This window comes from Streptomyces sp. NBC_00996 (assembly GCF_045162675.1).
Classification (GTDB): Bacteria; Actinomycetota; Actinomycetes; order Streptomycetales; family Streptomycetaceae; genus Streptomyces.
The window spans coordinates 10,425,083-10,438,536 of the sequence record NZ_CP108723.1 but is presented as its reverse complement, the minus strand read 5'-3'; the positions used below and the strand labels follow the sequence as shown (position 1 = coordinate 10,438,536).

At 68.9% G+C, this 13,454-nt stretch carries 13 protein-coding genes and 2 pseudogenes; 10 read left to right on the top strand and 5 right to left on the bottom strand.

What is annotated here, in order from left to right; translation table 11 throughout:
* Nucleotides 1-274 precede the first annotated feature (274 nt).
* From OG390_RS48385 to OG390_RS48360, 6 genes and pseudogenes are all read left to right on the top strand, one after another.
* Nucleotides 275-1,126, top strand: coding sequence for an SDR family NAD(P)-dependent oxidoreductase (locus OG390_RS48385; protein WP_406177028.1), 852 nt, complete (start codon nucleotides 275-277; stop codon nucleotides 1,124-1,126).
* A gap of 86 nt (nucleotides 1,127-1,212) precedes the next feature.
* Nucleotides 1,213-2,232, top strand: coding sequence for a GlxA family transcriptional regulator (locus tag OG390_RS48380; protein WP_406177027.1), 1,020 nt, complete (start codon nucleotides 1,213-1,215; stop codon nucleotides 2,230-2,232).
* 302 nt (nucleotides 2,233-2,534) lie between these two features.
* Nucleotides 2,535-2,798: a hypothetical protein gene (locus OG390_RS48375; RefSeq protein WP_406177025.1), complete on the top strand. Its 264-nt coding sequence runs from the start codon at nucleotides 2,535-2,537 to the stop codon at nucleotides 2,796-2,798.
* A complete protein-coding gene (locus OG390_RS48370; RefSeq protein ID WP_406177024.1) occupies nucleotides 2,777-3,040 on the top strand; it encodes a hypothetical protein in 264 nt (87 codons plus the stop codon). Before OG390_RS48375 ends, OG390_RS48370 begins: the two co-directional genes overlap by 22 nt.
* 80 nt (nucleotides 3,041-3,120) lie before the next feature.
* Complete coding sequence (locus tag OG390_RS48365) at nucleotides 3,121-3,936, top strand: DUF427 domain-containing protein (RefSeq protein ID WP_406177023.1); 816 nt, start codon at nucleotides 3,121-3,123, stop codon at nucleotides 3,934-3,936.
* A 95-nt stretch (nucleotides 3,937-4,031) separates the two neighbouring features.
* Nucleotides 4,032-4,832, top strand: a pseudogene (locus OG390_RS48360) (hypothetical protein).
* A gap of 88 nt (nucleotides 4,833-4,920) precedes the next feature.
* Here the strand turns inward: OG390_RS48360 and OG390_RS48355 are convergent.
* A complete protein-coding gene (locus OG390_RS48355; RefSeq protein WP_406177021.1) occupies nucleotides 4,921-5,874 on the bottom strand; it encodes an EamA family transporter in 954 nt (317 codons plus the stop codon).
* A 42-nt stretch (nucleotides 5,875-5,916) separates the two neighbouring features.
* Between OG390_RS48355 and OG390_RS48350 the strand changes: the two genes are divergently transcribed.
* On the top strand, nucleotides 5,917-6,441 hold the full coding sequence (locus tag OG390_RS48350) for a MarR family winged helix-turn-helix transcriptional regulator (protein WP_406177020.1): 525 nt from the start codon (nucleotides 5,917-5,919) through the stop codon (nucleotides 6,439-6,441).
* Nucleotides 6,442-6,525: 84 nt separating this feature from the next.
* Here OG390_RS48350 and OG390_RS48345 read toward each other — a convergent pair whose 3' ends face one another.
* Both OG390_RS48345 and OG390_RS48340 read right to left on the bottom strand, forming a co-directional pair.
* Nucleotides 6,526-6,702, bottom strand: a complete 177-nt coding sequence (locus OG390_RS48345; protein ID WP_406177018.1) for a DUF6059 family protein — start codon at nucleotides 6,700-6,702, stop codon at nucleotides 6,526-6,528.
* Nucleotides 6,703-6,877: 175 nt separating this feature from the next.
* Nucleotides 6,878-9,625, bottom strand: coding sequence for a multifunctional oxoglutarate decarboxylase/oxoglutarate dehydrogenase thiamine pyrophosphate-binding subunit/dihydrolipoyllysine-residue succinyltransferase subunit (locus OG390_RS48340; RefSeq protein ID WP_406177016.1), 2,748 nt, complete (start codon nucleotides 9,623-9,625; stop codon nucleotides 6,878-6,880).
* Between the two features lie 339 nt (nucleotides 9,626-9,964).
* On the opposite strand from OG390_RS48340, the gene OG390_RS48335 reads away from it, so the two are divergent.
* Nucleotides 9,965-10,372: a hypothetical protein gene (locus tag OG390_RS48335; RefSeq protein ID WP_406177015.1), complete on the top strand. Its 408-nt coding sequence runs from the start codon at nucleotides 9,965-9,967 to the stop codon at nucleotides 10,370-10,372.
* Between the two features lie 164 nt (nucleotides 10,373-10,536).
* Here OG390_RS48335 and OG390_RS48330 read toward each other — a convergent pair whose 3' ends face one another.
* Nucleotides 10,537-10,863: a sulfurtransferase TusA family protein gene (locus OG390_RS48330; protein WP_406178309.1), complete on the bottom strand. Its 327-nt coding sequence runs from the start codon at nucleotides 10,861-10,863 to the stop codon at nucleotides 10,537-10,539.
* Between OG390_RS48330 and OG390_RS48325 the strand changes: the two are divergent.
* Both OG390_RS48325 and OG390_RS48320 read left to right on the top strand, forming a co-directional pair.
* Nucleotides 10,795-11,394 (top strand): annotated as a pseudogene (locus OG390_RS48325) (SDR family NAD(P)-dependent oxidoreductase); the annotation flags it as partial. The gene OG390_RS48330 and the pseudogene OG390_RS48325 overlap by 69 nt on opposite strands.
* A gap of 81 nt (nucleotides 11,395-11,475) precedes the next feature.
* The gene (locus OG390_RS48320) at nucleotides 11,476-11,628 is read left to right on the top strand and encodes a hypothetical protein (protein ID WP_406177013.1); all 153 of its coding nucleotides are present in this window, start codon (nucleotides 11,476-11,478) and stop codon (nucleotides 11,626-11,628) included.
* Between the two features lie 45 nt (nucleotides 11,629-11,673).
* Here the strand turns inward: OG390_RS48320 and OG390_RS48315 are convergent, their stop codons facing one another.
* Nucleotides 11,674-13,026 carry a carboxypeptidase regulatory-like domain-containing protein gene (locus tag OG390_RS48315; RefSeq protein ID WP_406177011.1) on the bottom strand — a complete coding sequence of 451 codons (1,353 nt, stop codon included), beginning with the start codon at nucleotides 13,024-13,026 and terminating at the stop codon, nucleotides 11,674-11,676.
* Between the last annotated feature and the right edge of the window lie 428 nt (nucleotides 13,027-13,454).

The window sequence follows — 13,454 nt, the reverse complement described above, 5'->3', positions numbered from 1 at the left end:
GTTCGGAACTTCACCGGCGCCATGGGAGTGCTCGGCACGCTCTTCGCTCCACTCGTCACGACCTGGGCGACGAAGCGCGGACGGACCGTGGCCACCCGACCCGACAAGCTCGCCGTCCGCGACGAGGCGACCGTCGCACTCCTTCACGACTGGCTGCGCCCAGCACGTTCACATCTCTGGCTGTGCCCACGTTCACAACAGAGCCCAGTGGCAGAGCTGACTCAGTCTTGCAGACGGCATCCCCACCGCCATCAGATCCGCTGAATCCTCTGAAATGGCCTCCTGCGCGTACGCGTTCGTCGTGAAGACGAGCACCCGGGATGAGCTTGGGCATGAAGCAGGACCACCACCGGCTGGTGGTCGCGTGCCATACCACCGCGCCATGCGACGGCTCTCGCACCACGGCTGCGGAGCGGACGGTGTCCGCGGGCCTCACCTATGGCCCATGGGGACGATCGTCCGGCTGAAGCCCTATGGAGCTTTTCGCCGCGAGGCGACCGAGGAGGTGCCGCAGGAGCAGCGTCACGCCGCTCCCGATGAGCGGACTGGGAGGTTTTACCTCCCAGAAGGGAGTACGCCGGTCGTGGCATCGATACTGGTCACAGGCGCACGATGGGCAAGTGGAAACCCGACGAACGGCGGTCCGGCGTCGGCCGTGCGCGCCGCCGGCAGGCTCCTGGACATCACCGACGAGGACGCTGCCACCGCGGTGGTCGACGAAGTCGGGCAGCACGCCGGTCCCATCGAGGTGCTGATCAGCAACGCCGGTCACGGCGTGGAAGGCACTGTTGAGGAGTACAGCATGGACGACCTGCGTGGCCCATCCGATGTCAACGTCGTCGGCAGTGCCGCGGTCGTCAACGCCGTCCCGTTCCCACCGATGACTGACCCCAGCCCCGGCCTGTTCTGGCATGCCGCGACCACGTCTGGATGCTCTCGTGAACGACCCCCGTACCCCCACGCCCGTCGACTTCTGGTTCGACCCTGTGCGCCCGTGACTCGACCAGCCGACAGACCCATGAGGAGACTCCGTTCCGCGTCCCGCAGGGCACGTTCCACGGTGCGCACCGGGCTATGGACTACTTCGGCGCCTGGGCCGCTTGTCGGACGTTCACCTCGATCCTGACCCGAACGGCGACGCACCGGTGAACATGCTGTCGCCGGCATCCCATCGATCCAGTGTCCGGATCGCGCACGACCGAGAGGCATCCAATGAATCGCCAGCACTCCAAAACGGCCTCGCTCACCGTGACGGTGTTCGTCTTCCCTGGGGTGCGGCTGCTCGATGTGACGGGTCCCATCGAGGTGTTCGCGTCGGCGAACGAGTTCGGCGGGCACTATCGGGTGCAGATTGCGTCCAAGGACGGCGCAGAGGTGATCACCTCCGCCGGGACCCGCCTCAGCGCCGACCTTTCCGTCGATGATGTACGTGAGCCGTGCGACGTTCTGGTGATCCCGGGCGGCCCGGAGTGGGAAACCCTGATCAAGGACGACGCACTCTTGGATGTTGTCCGGCAGCTCAATGAGAAGGCCCGCTGTACGGCATCGGTGTGCACGGGAGCGTTTCTGCTGGCCGCGGCAGGACTTATGGATGGCCGTCGCGCCACGACGCACTGGCGGCACTCACGGCAGCTGGCCCTGCGTTTCCCGTCCGTGCAGGTCGAACCGGACGACATCTTCGTGCGGGACGGGCACATGATGACATCGGCAGGTGTCAGCGCCGGTATCGACCTGTCCTTGGCGCTCGTCGAAGATCACTACGGTGCTGAGGTCGCTCGTGCGGTTGCCAAGGACATGGTCGTCTTCATGCAGCGGCCAGGTGGCCAGTCCCAGTTCAGTGTCCGCTCCCGGGCCCCCCACACCCGGCACGAGATGCTCCGCGGGGTCCTGGACGCGGTCGCCGAGAACCCCGGGGCCCACCACACGCTGCCGACCATGGCCCGCAGGGCAGGCGTCAGCATCCGTCACGTGACCCGGCTCTTCTACGAAGAGGTAGGAACCACTCCGGCCCGCTATGTGGAACAGGTCAGGCTGGAAGCTGCCCAGGTGATGCTGGAGACGGGTGAGGACCCCATGCCGGTAGTAGCGCAACGCACAGGATTCGGCTCACCCGAGTCGCTCCGTAGAGCGTTCGTGCGACACCTGGGTGTGACACCTGGTGCCTTCCGGGCCAGTTTCCGGACGACCGGCGCGGGCACGAAGGATTCGGTGTCCGAGGCGCTCGCGCCGTAGTCGAAGCACAACGGGCCGATGGCGGTGCAACTGCCTCTGGTCACCTCAGCGGCGAGATCCGGTACAGCAGATGACAGATGAGGTCCTCGTCGCCGGAGGATGCGCGGGCGGTGAACTTCAGGCCGTGCCGGTGCCGGCTCGCCCGCGTGGCCCCCGATGGCGCCGACCGCGCCGGTGATCAGCAGACTTCGAGCACCCCAACGTCTGGCCCGAGCAGGAACCCGGCCTGCGCGCTGCGACCCGCCGCTACCACGACGCATTCGTCGAAGTCGCCCGACGCGTGCTCGCCCTGCTACGCGCGCGTGCTCGGCGTTCCGGCGGACACCTTCCCGCTCGGTAACGACGTGTACACGACGGTCGTGGTCAACAACTACCCCAAGTGGCCGCACGACGGCGATACGCCCACGGAGGACAAACTGCTGCTGGAGCACGCCGACAGCTCCGCCCTCACCGTGCTCCATCAACGCGGCGACTACGCCGGACTGCAGGGCCAGCGCCCGGCGGCACCTGGACCCCCGTACCCATCAGGCCGGACGCTCTCCAGGTGTTCACCGGCACGCTGCTGACCAACTGGACCGACGGGCGCCTGCGCCCCGGACGCCACCGTCTGGTCGCCGGCGGCTCGGTGACCCGCCGCTCCTCAGCCGTCTTCGTCCACCCGGCACTCGACACGGTCGTCGAACCCTCGGCCGCCTTCGCCGACCCCCACGGCTCCGATTTCGAGCCGGTCTCGGTGTGGGAACGGGCCAACGGGAACGTCGAGGAGTATCTGAGGGTGTTCGGCCGCCCCGACCAACTCGCCGCCTGACGCGAGGGACGTCCGTACGTCGCCGAAGTCGCCCCCTGAAGGACAGAGAGTCCTCTACATGTGGAAGGAGAGAACCGCCAATGAACACACTCAGCACCGCCGAGTCCCTGCGCAGCACCCCCGAAGGCCTTCTCTGGGAGCCCAGCGAACGCTGGGTCCGCGGCCGCAAGGGCGACGTGACGGTCGTCGACAGCCGGCACCCCGTCCTGGTGTGGGAGCCCGGCGTGCCCGTGCCGCTGTACGCGTTCCCGCGCGAGGAGGTCCGCGAGGACCTGCTCCGCCCGGCGAAGAACCCGCCGACCGGCACGCACACCGGCTCGCGTGTCTTCCACGACCTGGAGGTCGCCGACGAGCTGCTGGAGAACGCGGCCTGGACGTTCCCCGCACACGACCTCGCCGACCACATCGCCTTCGAATGGTTCCAGCGCACCGGCAAGGGCCTCGACCACTGGTACGAGGAGGACGAGGAGATCTTCATCCACCCCCGCGACCCGCACAAACGGGTTGACGCCCTGCCCAGCAGCCGCCACGTCCAGGTGGAGATCGCCGGCACCGTCGTCGCCGACACCCACCGTCCGGTGCTGCTCTTCGAGACCGGCCTGCCCACCCGCTACTACATCCCCCGTGAGGACGTCCGCCTCGACCTGCTCACCCCCACCGACCACCACACCGGATGCCCCTACAAGGGCACCGCCGAGTACTGGTCCTGGCACGGCGAGGCGGACGTTGCGCCCAACGTCGTGTGGAGCTACCCCGTCCCGCTGCCCGCGGTGGCCGCCGTCAAGGGGCTGCTCGCCTTCTACAACGAGGCGGTCGACATCATCGTGGACGGCGAACGCCTCGAACGCCCGGTCACGCACTTCAACAAGACGCTGTCCTCACGCTCGGCGCACTGACGGCTGCGAGGATCGTCCGATCAGTCCCGTCGGCCCGCCGGATCCTCCGGGAGCGCCCGCTTGGAGCGGGCGGTCCGCGCGGCCAGGGGCACATCCTGAGCAGCGTTTTGGCCTCCGAGGCCCCTCTCCCGCCCGCCTCCAGGGCCTGGCAGGAGGGGGACCCTCCCGGGCGGCGCCGGTGGCACGCCCTGGAGCGGCCGCTGCCGCTGGAGGCGGGGGCCGAACTGCCAGGCGTTCGCCTGGCAGTTCGAGACCGTGGGGCGGCTCGCGGCGGACCGTTCCAACGTGGCGCTCGTACTGCACGCACTCACCGGTGACAGTCATGTCGCGGGACCCGCCGGGCCGGGGCACCCCACGCCGGGCTGGTGGGACGGCCTCGTGGGGCCCGGCCTGGCCCTCGACACGGACCCCTGGTTCGTCGTCGCCTCGAACGTGCGGGGCGGCTGCCAGGGCAGCACCGGCCCCTCCTCCCCGCGCCTCGACGGACGCCGATGGGGCGGCGCCTTCCCCCGGCTGACACGGCGTCACCAGGGCGCGGCGGAAGCGGACGTGGCCGACGCGCCGGGCCTCGACCGCTGGGCCCTGGTCGTTGGCGGCTCCATGGGCGGCATGCGCGCACTGGAATGGGCCCCTCCCCGAGGCGATGAACACACACGACATCGGCCCGCGCCCGCGGCGGTATCCGAGCGGCCCTGAGCCGCATTGCGGCCCCCACCCTGGTGGCAGGCGTCGACTCCGACCGCCTCTACCCCCTCGCCCAACAGGCCGAGCCGGCCACGCTCATCCCCACCGCCGACCGGCTGCGGGTGATCGAGTCTGCCTACGGCCACGACGGATTCCCCATCGAGACACAACAGGTCGCAGTGCTCGTCCACGAACTCATCGCCCTACCGTGAGTACGGCCGCCGCCTCTGTCCGACCCCGCCCGCCCCATCGCCACTGCCCGCGCGGTCACCCCCGACCCCTGCCCCCGGGACTGGCGTGCTACCCGCTGCTCTCCCCTCCTCTCTCGTGGCCGGGCCGGGCGCAAGCAGCCAGGGCCGGCTGTTCGGGTGCGGGCCGGGGAACCGTCCGGCTGCTGTGCCGTCGGGCCGCGCGCCTCGGCCGCCCGAGTGTGACACCCACCAGGACGAGGGCCAGTCCGCACAGTTGCTGAACCGTGAGGGCCTCTCCGGCGACCGCCGTGCCGAGCAGGACGCCCGTCATGGGGTTGAGAAGTCCGATGAGACCGACCGTCCCCGCCGGCAGGTGCCGCAGGCCGCTGAACCAGGCGACGAACGCCAGCGCGGTGGCAACCCCGGCGACATAGCCGAACGCGAGGAGTGCGGGCATGGAGAGCTCGGGCGGCGCGCCCTCCGCGGCTGCGGCGACCGGGAGCAGGAAGAGACCTCCCGCGGTGAGCTGCCAGGCCGTCGAGGCGAGGATGTCGACTCCAGCGCCCCACCGCTTGGCCAACAGGTGTCCGAAGGACGACACCAGCATGGCGGCGACCGAGGCGAGCACTCCTGGCACGCCCACTCCTCCCGGGCCTGTGAGCAGCATGAGGCACACCCCGCCGAGTCCGATCGCGGCGCCGACCAGGTGCGCGGCCCTGGGCCGCTCGGACACCAAGGGCCAGGCGATGAGCATCATCGTCAGCGGGGACACGGCCATGACAGTCGAGGCAACGCTCGTCGGCAGCAGCTGTGAAGCGACGTAGACGAGGACGAAGAACACGCTCATGTTGAGGAGCCCGAGCACCGCGGACCGCCACCACCACGCGCCGCGCGGACACTGCCTGCGCAGGGCCAGCAGGACGAGGCCGGCGGGCAGCGCCCGAAAGGCGGCCCCGTACAGCGGGTGGTCGGCGGGGAGGAATTGGTGCGTGACGAAGTAGTTGGTCCCCCAGGCGACCGGCGCGACCGCGGTCAGTCCCACCCAGCGCAAATTAGCTTCCATGGAAGGCAATATATCTTCCCTGGAAGCTATACGCTTGCGGTCATGGAACATCGCCAACCGCTGGACCGCGTGGCCGGCATCCAGGCCGACTGGCGCCGTGAGCGGCCCGACCTCGACATCACCCCCCAGGCAGTGATCGGCCGCCTCCACCGCCTGGCGGGTCGCCTCACCGAAGAACTTTGTCTGGTCTACGGCCACTACGGACTCAGTGAGGGCGAGTTCGACGTCCTGTGCGCACTGCGCCGCGCGGGTGAGCCCTTCGAACGGGCACCCGGTGAACTCGCCGCACACACCATGGTCACCACCGGTGCCATGTCGAAGAGGATCGACCGCCTGGAGCGGGCCGGACTAGTCACCCGCCGGCGTTCCGACGACGACCAGCGTGGACGGATCGTCGCCCTCACCCGCCCCGGACGCGAGCTGATCGACCAGGCATTCACCGATCACATGCGAAACGAGCGCCGTCTACTGGATCTGCTGACACCCGCCGAGGCCGCGGCACTCGAACCGCTGCTCACCACCTGGCTCTCGCGCATGGAGCACCTGCGAGGCCCGGGCAACGAATGAGGCCCGCCCGGCGGTATCCGGGCGCGGCGGCCCACGGCGAGACGCTGCGGTGTGCTCTTCCCCGTGGTTGGAACAGTGCGGCTCTCATACCTCCCGGCCCAGGCCGGCCCAGAGCGCACGTTCCACATCCGTCGGCGGGATGTGTGCCGCCCGGCACTCCGGGTGGCCGGGCGGTGGGCCACGGGGCTTCTCCGGAGGCTGCCCGACTTCCTGCCAGAGCAAGAGTGCCCGGAACGCTCCACAGGCAGCAGCCGACAGCAAACAACCCTGGTGACAACTGGGCCATCAGTTCGGTCCATCGCTGCCTGCGTTGATCGGGACACCGCACGCCCTGCGACCGGACACCTCTCGGCCCGGTCCGAGCGATGTCCGGCACAACGGGTCGCGCGCCGTGGGGCGTGGGAGGCTGTCTTCCGCGCCGTTGCAGGCGGCATGGTCAGCGGAAGGCTGATGCCACGAGATCCTTCTGCTCGTCGGCATGCCGCCCGGCAGAGCCCACGGCGGGGGCTGGGGCCTGCGGTCGGCTGACGCATCCAACGGGACGGTTTGTCAGTCGGTGCACTTGTGGCCCCACGAAGGACCATGCCCCTTGGTTCTCTGGCTCCTCCTGCACCCATCGCACCCCGGCATTGGCAGGGAATCGCGCGAGTTCCGCGCTGAGTTCTTGCTCCGGGAACGGGTAGAGGCGCTCCACGCGGACGATCGCGGTGTCCGACAGGTCCGAGCTCCGCCGGTAGGTGTCCAGGTCGTAGAAGACCTTGCCCGAGCACACCAGCACGCGCCTGATCCGGGCGGCGTCCACCGTCTCATCCGGTATGACCGTACGGAACGCGCCCGTGGTGAGCTCCTTCAGCGTGGAGGTGGCTGCCTTCGACCGCAGCATCGACTTCGGAGTGAAGACGACCAGTGGCCTGCTGTGCTCGTCGAGCGCTTGCTGCCTGAGCAGATGGAAGTAGTTGCCCGGCAGGGAGGGCATGGCGACGGTCATGTTCCGCTGCGCGCACAGCTGGAGGAAGCGCTCGATCCTGCCGGAGGAGTGGTCCGGCCCCTGCCCCTCCAAGCCGTGCGGCAGCAACACCGTCACCCCGGAGCGCTGCCCCCATTTCTGTTCGGATGACGAGATGTACTCGTCGACGACTGTCTGGGCGCCGTTGGCGAAGTCGCCGAACTGGGCCTCCCACAGCACCAGAGCATCGGGCCGCGCCAGCGAGTAGCCGTACTCGAAGGCCAGCGCTGCCAGTTCGGACAACATCGAGTCGTAGGGTGCGAAGCCCGCGGCCTGCGGGCCGAGGGAGCTCAGCGGCGTGTGCTCCACGCCGGTGCGCCGGTCGGTGAGCACAGCGTGTCGTTGGCCGAACGTGCCGCGGCGGGAATCCTGCCCGGCCAGCCGCACCGGAACACCGTCCAGCAACAGGGAGCCAAGGGCCAGAGTCTCTGCGGTAGCCCAGTCGATCGTTCCCGCATCCAGCATCGTGGTACGCCTCTGGAGCTGCGGCAGAACGCGCGAGTGCACGGTGAAGCCTTGCGGCAGAGCGGTCTGGGAAGCGATGACGTGCCGGGCGGTCGGCTCCGTGATCGCGGTCGCCACCTGAGGGGCGGCTCCCTCCTCGGCGTCCATGGGATTGACGGGCTTCGGGGAGTCGGGCACCAGCAACGCCCGGGTCTCGGCGAAGGCCCGCTCAAGGTGCCCCTGGTAGTCCCGCAGTGCGCCTTCCACCTGCCGCTCGCCGATGTCCCCTCGGCGGACCAGCGCCTCGGCGTACAGCTTGCGCACCGAAGCCCTGACGTCGATACGGTCGTACATCGCCGGCTGCGTGATGGATGGATCATCGACCTCACTGTGCCCGTGGCGCCGGTAGCAGATCAGATCGACGACGACGTCCTTGTGGAACGCCTGACGATAGTCGAAGGCCAGCCGCGCGACCCGGGCGACGGCCTCGGGGTCGTCTCCGTTGACGTGGAAGATCGGGGCCTCGACCGTCCTTGCCACATCGGTGGCGTATGTGCTCGAACGGCCGTTGGCGGGCGAGGTCGTGAAGCCGACCTGGTTGTTGATGACGATGTGAACCGTCCCGCCGGTGCGGTAGCCGGGCAGCTGTGACATGTTCAGCGTCTCAAAGACCACGCCTTGACCGGCGAATGCGGCATCGCCGTGGACGACGATCGGCAGTACAGGGAAGGCTTCGCCACCTTCTGCGGCCCGGTCCTGCTTGGCGCGCACGACTCCCTGGGCCACCGGCCCCACGATCTCCAGATGCGAGGGGTTCGCCACGACGGAGACGGCGATCGTACGGCCGTCCATGGCACGGTAAGTCCCTTCCGCGCCGAGGTGGTACTTCACATCGCCGGATCCCTGGACTGACCGAACGTCTACCGCATCCTCGAACTCATTGAAGATCTCTGCGTAGGACTTGCCGATGATGTTGGCCAGAACATTGAGTCGGCCTCGGTGCGCCATACCGATGACTGCTTCCCTCACCCCTTGCCTTATGGAGCGGAGCAGCAGGCCATGGAGCAGCACGATCGCCGACTCGCCGCCTTCGAGCGAATACCGCTTCTGGCCCACGTACTTGGTCTGCAGGAACGTCTCGAAGGCCTCTGCCGCGCCCAACCGGTAGAGAATCTGCAATTGTTCGGCGCGGTCCGGCCGGGGCTGAGGCGATTCGATCCGCTGCTGGACCCAGCGACGTTCCTGGGAGTTCTGGATATGCATGTACTCGGCGCCGACGGTCCGGCAATAGGATTCCTGCAGGACATTCAGCACGTTGTGAAGAGTCATGGTGACCTGCCCGGCGAACCCGTCGACGACGAACTCTCTTTCCAGGTCCTCTTCTCGGAGCCCGAATGCCATGATGTCGAGCTCCGGGTGTGCGGCCACCGGCTCGGTGGTGAGCGGGTCGGTATCGGCCACCAAGTGCCCGCGCACTCGATACGCGTGGATGAGCGCGGCAACGCGGACCGCCTTGATCGCCGCCTCGTCCGTGCTGTCATGCGCAGTCGCCGTGGCCTTTCGCGCCTGCGGAACGGCCGGGGAGGCCGGGGAGGCGAAGAACTCCCTCCATGTCTGGTCGACCGAACCGGGATCGTGCAGGTACCGCTCGTGCTGTTCCTCCACGAGCCATTCATTGAGGCCGAATTCCAGCCCATGGAGCACCGGCTCCCCGGCGCGTGATTGCGACGCCACTGTGTGGATCGCCTTCTTTCCTCACTCAGAACTGCCGATGGCGGACGCGGCCGGACTGGCTGGTCATCCCCCATCATGCACAGGGAGTTCGCTGTCACTTCGCATCCACTGGGAGGCGAATGCATCCGACCGTGTCGCACCACCGAGGCTATGACATCGCGGGAGCTGAAAAAGTACTCGAATATGCCATAACGGCGTCACATTAGGACATTGCACGAAGGTAGGCGGCTTCCGCGTGGAATTCTGCCACCGCACAGCTAAGGCCTGCTTACCGAGTACCGCGCGTCCTGATCCGAGGGCTTGGAGTCCACGAGGTCCGAGATCGCTGCGGTCCGGAGCGTGGTGGTAAGTCATGGGGCCGGTGCTGCCGCTGCGCCCGCGACGGGTAAGTCCATCCCCTCCGACCTCCCGATGGGGCTCCTCGACCAGGCCAGGACACCGCTCGGCCGCCTCGTCATCACCCTGAGCGCCGTCTACGCCCTGCCCGGCCGCGGGATCCGCACCCTGCACACCACGGGCCTCGACCTCTCCCGCGGCACCCTCGAAGTACGTCGCGGCCTGCTGCGGCACACCCTCTACCTGGAAGACATCACCCACCAGCTCGCCGCCGACCGGACGACCTACCGCCACCAGCGATGGCCGGCGTCGGACAACCCGCACTTGCTGGTCTGCCAGAAGACCGTGGCGGATCCCGACCACCCGCCCGTCAGCACCGGCCTGCTGAGCGGAGCCCTGCCCGAGGGCTGACCCTGAGCGGTCTGGGTCAGGACCGCATCTTCAACGAAGCGCCGCAGAGCGCCGCCCCCTCCGGCTCATGCGCCTGTTCGGCATCACCGATGCAGACCGCCACGCGGTACGTCACCGCCGCACAGCCCGAGCACACGGCCAAGCTTCCCAAATGAACTCAGGCGTCAGGGGCCGGATTCGGGCCGGTGCCAGGGTGCATCGGGTCGGGTCGGCGTCGACTGGGCGGCGAGGCGGAGGGCGTAGACGTATCGCTTGTGGTCAGCGACGGGTCCGAGGTAATCATGGCCGGTCATGTGACACCAGGCGGACAGGTCGAGCGGGGCGGCCGAGTCGGTGGCGATGACGTGAACGACGATGCCGGGCTCAGCGCCGTCGATGTTCTTGCGTAGGCGGAGCAGGAGGGTGACACAGAGCAGACCGGCGCCGTCGACGGTGATGTCCGGCGCCCCGCGGCCGTCGACCGCCTGGGCGTCATCCTCACCGAGGAACACGCCGACGCCACCCTCCTCGTCAATGCGGCCGGCGTCTTCGCCCCGAAGCCCTTCCTCGAGCACACGTCCGAGGACTACGACCGCTACCAAACCATCAACCGGGCCTTCTTCTTCCTCACCCAGACCGTCGTCGCCAACATGATCGACCACGGCACCAAGGGAGCCATCGTCAACATTGGCTCCATGTGGGCTCACCAGGCCGTCGCCGCCACCCCCTCGTCGGCCTACTCGATGGCCAAGGCCGGCCTGCACTCCCTCACCCAGCACCTGGCGATGGAACTCGCTCCGCACGGCATCCGCGTCAACGCGGTCGCCCCCGCCGTCGTGCGCACCCCCATCTACGAGGAGTTCATCCCCAAGGCGGACATCGACTCCGCCCTCGACGGGTTCAACACCTTCCACCCCCTCGGCCGCACCGGCACCCCCGACGACGTCGCCGCCACCGTCGCCTTCCTCCTGTCGGACCGGACCGACTGGGTCACCGGCGCCGTCTGGGACATCGACGGCGGCGTCATGGCCGGACGCAACTGACCCGCCTCGCCCCCGTCCACGCCCCCGGGCGGCGCCGCCCGGGGCAACACCCGCCCATTGACGGGCATCGCAGGAGCACACGTGTCGTACCACGAGCACGGCGACCACCAGGACGACGAGCCGCCCACCTGGATCGAAGAGGTCAGCGGCAGCAGGGCTGCCGGTCTGCTTGGCTTCCCTGAGGGGCTGGCCGCCGACCTGGACGCGGTCACCACCGGCTTCACCATTGAATAGAGCTCGTGCGACGCACTGAGCAGGCCCATCGGCGAAAGGAGTTGTTCAGCCCTCGTCGTGTGCCAGCGTCAGATCGAAGGCGTCCTGGCGGGTGGCATCGAGGGTGAGGGGCGTGGCTTGGGCCGGGTACCCCGCAGCTACGACGGTGTAGCGGTCGCCTTCGAGATTGGTGAAGGCATAGGAGCCGTCCTCGGCGGTGAGTGTGATGCCGACGACGTCGCCCGCCGGGTCGAGGAGGGTGACGCGGGCTTCGGAGATCGGGCGGCCGTCGGTGGTGGTGCGGACGGTGCCACTGAGCACGGTTGCCACGTCGAGCCGCGGGTCCGGCTCGACGGGCCGCCGGCGCGCGTGACCGGCGACGGGCCGGCGACGCGTGTGCCTGGCGGCATGGCGTAGGGAGTACCCGGCCACCACCACCCAGGCGATGACGAGTAGCGCAAAGAGCACGACGGCCATCCAGATGAACAGCTCCGAACTGGTCCGCGCCGCGAGGGTGCCGGTGGCCGTCACACAGGCGCCGACCGGGAAGATGAAGGACCACCACGTGGGCGCGAAGGGCAGCCCGGACCGGATCGTCCGTGCGGTCAGCCCTGCGGCGAGCGCCAGCCACAGCATGGCGAAGCCCCACACCACAATTCCGCCCAGCAGCGCGAAGACCGCGGTGCCACGCGCGTACGGCGCGGGCAGCACGCTCGGCGCCACAGCGGCCAGCGCACCGAGCGCCGTCACCGACTGGCCCAGCGCCCCCAGGCCGATCCACACCGTGGGCACCACCGTCCCGCTGGGCGCGTCGTGGTGCACCAGCCGGCCGTAGAGCATGGCCAGCACCAGCAGCGCCGCGACCAGGCCGAGCCCGAGCATCGCGTAGCAGCCCAGCAGCAGGGCGAGCCGCAACTGCCCGGCCGGCGCATAAGGGACAAGCAGCGCGCCCGTCGCGGCGGACACCATCGGCGGCACCACCGGCATCAACCAGCCCCCGAACGCCGCGTCCGGCGCGAAGCGGTGCCGAGTGACCATCAGATAAGGCACCGCGCACGCCGTGGCAAGACCGAGTACCGTACCGAGCGACCACAGCACCCAGTCCACGTCCAGCGCAGCCTCAAGCCCGATCATCCGGCGGCCGAGCAGCAGCGCCCCGGCGCCCACCGTGAGCAGCGCCATCGGCGGCGCGCCGAAGAACTGGGCCATCACCGGATCAGCGGCGTGTCGCCGCAGCGCCCGCTGCCGGAGGTAACGGACAGCCAGCAGGATCAGCAGTAGCGCGGCGCCCAGCCAGACCACCGTGGCGGCGGTCCGCAGCCCGTGGAAGCTCCGTGGCAAGGTGGCCGCCGCGTTGGCGACGATGCCAGTGCCCATCACGGCCGCGAACCAGCTGGGGCCGATCAGCGGACGCGTCATCTTGTTTGCCGCCGTAGGCGACAAAGGACGGGCAGACAAGGAAAAATTCATGACCCAAACCGTATGTTGGGTTGGGTCAGCACTGACGATCATGTCCTGATGCAAGGGGCTCATGGCACTTATTGAGCGACCGCCACAGTGTGACAACCCCGGAGGGCCGACCTCGTCAGCCGCGACCGTTGATCTGCTGGGCCGGGTCACCCGACCGGCCGGGTGCGGCCGCGGGGCTGCTGGAGCCGGTGCACACCGCGTACCGCAGGCTCCGCCTCATTTGGGTGGACGGCGGCACCGGCATGCTCGTCAAGTGGGCCCGCAACACGCTCCGTCTCACGCTCGAGATCGCCGCCGCGATCACTCCCGGTCGACGGTCGCGGCCCGGCGCTCCCGATGACCGGCGCTTTCGCGCGCCGACCGCGGTGCGGGCGGGC

Excerpts from the sequence above, each read along its gene's own strand:
- OG390_RS48385 (WP_406177028.1), top strand. The coding sequence starts at position 275 with ATGGCCTCCTGCGCGTACGCGTTCGTCGTGAAGACGAGCACCCGGGAT.
- OG390_RS48380 (WP_406177027.1), top strand. The coding sequence starts at position 1,213 with ATGAATCGCCAGCACTCCAAAACGGCCTCGCTCACCGTGACGGTGTTC.
- OG390_RS48365 (WP_406177023.1), top strand. The coding sequence starts at position 3,121 with ATGAACACACTCAGCACCGCCGAGTCCCTGCGCAGCACCCCCGAAGGC.
- OG390_RS48355 (WP_406177021.1), bottom strand. The coding sequence starts at position 5,874 with ATGGAAGCTAATTTGCGCTGGGTGGGACTGACCGCGGTCGCGCCGGTC.
- OG390_RS48350 (WP_406177020.1), top strand. The coding sequence starts at position 5,917 with ATGGAACATCGCCAACCGCTGGACCGCGTGGCCGGCATCCAGGCCGAC.
- OG390_RS48315 (WP_406177011.1), bottom strand. The coding sequence starts at position 13,026 with ATGACGCGTCCGCTGATCGGCCCCAGCTGGTTCGCGGCCGTGATGGGC.